Source organism: Pseudogracilibacillus amylolyticus (SeqCode) (assembly GCF_051918545.1).
Taxonomy (GTDB): domain Bacteria; phylum Bacillota; class Bacilli; order Bacillales; family Amphibacillaceae; genus Pseudogracilibacillus.
This window is the reverse complement of the sequence record NZ_JBPPZG010000321.1, coordinates 1-2910: the sequence shown is the minus strand read 5'-3', so window position 1 is coordinate 2910 and position 2910 is coordinate 1. Positions and strand designations below refer to the sequence as shown.

Genomic DNA, 2910 nt, shown 5'->3' with positions numbered 1-2910 from the left:
AATCATGCTCAAAATCCTTTAATATAAAAGAATTATCATTTATTCAGCAATCCCTAATTATTAACAGCCACTTAGTCTAAAAAGGGCTTACGTAAAACTCTTTATGCAGATGATATATTTATTAGTTGTTTGTGGCCATTCTTCCTAATGGACCATCTTCTCTAATAATGTTTTCAAGCTCATAAACCGAGATTGGGAACATTGGAAAACCGTACACGTAAGCTGTTAGTTCATACAGTTGAAAATAGAGAACGAGTGATTTGTCGGCAATATAAAAGTCTTGATCGGGGCTAATTTGAGTAAAAGGCTCTAACAAAATAATATTTCGCTCATGAATTTGTTCTTTTACTTTAATTGATAAAACTTCAATATAATCACTACCGGCTATAAATAAATCTGCAAGCTGATATACTTCCCCTGTCTCAACATCTATCGTTAGAGATTTCATAAGAGTTAAGCCGTGTGCAGCTTGATAGAAAATGGCATAATTTGAAAAATTGATGCTAAGAATATTTCTTTCGTTTGTTTTTATCTCATAAGTACCAAGCATCTCAACAAACTTGGTAGTATTTTGGGCACTGTACTGTTCCTCAATAAGCATATTTACAATAGTTAATATTTCCTGATTTATTTTATGTTCTACTAACTGATTTTGCAATCCATAAACAAACGGATAATAAATTTTCTTTTCTTGCTGTTGAAAAAGTTTTGTCCCTAGCAAAACGGGAAATGCAACAGTATTCATGTTATCATCCTTCAAAATTTCTTTTGTATATTCTATTCAAAAATTGTGTAAATGTCCTAAATGGGTTGGAAAAATGTTCAAATCAGATACAATATATGTAAAAGACTAAATGAGGGATTATATATGAAGCTTAAAATAGTTTTAAGTTTATTAGGAATAGTCGTTTTTTTAGCAGCCTGTTTACAAACTGAAGACGATAATCAGGATATTGATTTAGATGAATCAACTTTTGAAGCACAAATACTTGAAGTTCATGAAAAATATTTAATGGTAACTCCAAACGATGGGGAAGCGGAACTCAGATCTGCAGACCGGATTTCAGTATCTACTAAAGAAGCGAGTTTAGTGGATAATGAAGGAAATAAAATTTCTATCAATGATTTTGAAGAAGGAATGCAAATTGAAATTTTATATGATGGAATGATTGCTGAAAGTTATCCAGCACAAATAATAAATTGTTATGAAATTCGAATGGTAAAATAGATAGGAAAAATTGATGAAAAAGGATTGAACATCAATGAAGGATAATAAAACGAATATGTATCAACAAATGGAAGAATTATTTCGATTTATCTTAAATAATGTAGATCGCTCTAAAGTATCATCTAAAAATAAAGCACAAATCAAGGAGGAGATTATTGGATTGCAGTCCTTCGTTGTAGGTGCAAGACCAGCTCGTATTGCAATCGTCGGAAGAAGAGGGGCTGGAAAATCGAGTTTAATCAATGCCATTTTTGGAGAGGAAAAAGCGGAAGTTGGTGATTATAAATCTCAAACTGGCAGTGGTAAATGGTATTTATTTGAAAATAAACTGGGTGGAATCGACATATTAGATACCCGGGGTTTAGGTGAATCGCATCGGCCTGAGGAAGCCGCATTATCAGAAACCCCTATTGAAGAAGTAAAAAAATCGATAAAAAATAAATGTCCAGATGTAATTTTGTTTTTGTGTAAAGGAAAAGAAGTAGGGTCTAGAATTGATGAAGATTTACATCAGCTCTTACAATTAAAACAGGATATTTATGAGATGCATACATATGAAGTTCCTATCGTAGGGATCGTTACTCAAGTAGATGAATTAGCACCCGTTTCAGATAGTGAACCTCCTTTTGAACATCCGAAAAAACAGGAAAACATTTCAGCTACGGTAGACTTGCTAGGAGAAAAAATAAAAGAAATAATTGCAACACCAGTTACTGTTATTCCGATAAGCGCCTATGTGGAATATGAAAAAGGGGAGATTATTTACGATCGTCGTTGGAATATTGATGTGCTACTCGATTATTTACTTACAGAACTACCAAGAGAAGCACAAGTTATTTTAGCGAAAATATCAAAAGTAAAATCAGTTCAAAAAAAACTAGCTCGTAATATTGGTAAAAGTGTGATGACAGTTACCGGTTTGGTCGGAGCAACACCCGTTCCAATTGCAGATATGCCTATCATTACCGGACTTCAATTATCGATGATCGGAACAATTGCTATGATTAGTGGAAAAAAACTAAATCGAAAAACGATTATCCAATTTGTCGGTGCTATGGGAGTAAACGTTGGAGTAGGTGTTGCGTTAAGAGAAATTTCAAGACATTTGGTAAAAGTGTTTCCCGGCGCAGGCAGTATTATCTCTGCCTCCATTGCAAGCGCGGGAACATACGCATTATGTGAAGCAGCAATTGCATATTTCATTGACAGTAAATCCGAAAAAGAAGCGAAAAGAATATTTGAAGAGCAACGGGAGAAAAATAATTAGCAGCAATAATGGTTCATGATATAATTTTATGGGAATGTTTTTGAAAAACAGCGTTAGCACAATGATATGTTCCCGTCATGAGAGGATTATCGCTTTCAAGGTCACAAAAAGAGTAGTTATGTGCCCGTCAAGAAATGATTTTCGCTTTCAGGGTCACAAAAAGAGTAGCTATGTGCCCGTCAAGAAATGATTTTTGCTATTAGGGTCACAAAAAGAGTTGCTATGTATCCGTCAAGAAATGAACTCCCGATCTAACGGGTAAATAATAGCAAAGTGAAAAAATGTATTCAAGCGTATATCTTGTAGTTTAGATTTAGAAGCCAATAACAAAGAAAAAGAGGGGATGTTATTATGTATAAAACGAGACAGGAAAGATTAATAAATTATATCCGCAATGATTTACAAGTCGATAGTG

At 33.7% G+C, this 2910-nt stretch carries 3 protein-coding genes; 2 read left to right on the top strand and 1 reads right to left on the bottom strand.

The genetic code is table 11. The features are described from left to right. Positions 1 to 121: 121 nt before the first annotated feature. Positions 122 to 745, bottom strand: coding sequence for a DUF3298 and DUF4163 domain-containing protein (locus ACPYKA_RS20230; protein WP_479543990.1), 624 nt, complete (start codon positions 743 to 745; stop codon positions 122 to 124). 123 nt (positions 746 to 868) lie between these two features. Between ACPYKA_RS20230 and ACPYKA_RS20225 the strand changes: the two genes are divergently transcribed. Together ACPYKA_RS20225 and ACPYKA_RS20220 are read left to right on the top strand one after the other, a co-directional pair. Then, positions 869 to 1228 carry a DUF3221 domain-containing protein gene (locus tag ACPYKA_RS20225; protein WP_479543989.1) on the top strand — a complete coding sequence of 120 codons (360 nt, stop codon included), beginning with the start codon at positions 869 to 871 and terminating at the stop codon, positions 1226 to 1228. Positions 1229 to 1262: 34 nt separating this feature from the next. Continuing rightward, positions 1263 to 2495 (top strand): GTPase family protein, encoded by a 1233-nt coding sequence (locus ACPYKA_RS20220; protein ID WP_479543988.1) that lies wholly within the window; start codon positions 1263 to 1265, stop codon positions 2493 to 2495. Positions 2496 to 2910 lie beyond the last annotated feature (415 nt).

What these genes read in the sequence shown, in the direction of transcription:
- ACPYKA_RS20225 (WP_479543989.1), top strand. Translation starts at nt 869, where the DNA reads ATGAAGCTTAAAATAGTTTTAAGTTTATTAGGAATAGTCGTTTTTTTA.
- ACPYKA_RS20220 (WP_479543988.1), top strand. Translation starts at nt 1,263, where the DNA reads ATGAAGGATAATAAAACGAATATGTATCAACAAATGGAAGAATTATTT.
- ACPYKA_RS20230 (WP_479543990.1), bottom strand. Translation starts at nt 745, where the DNA reads ATGAATACTGTTGCATTTCCCGTTTTGCTAGGGACAAAACTTTTTCAA.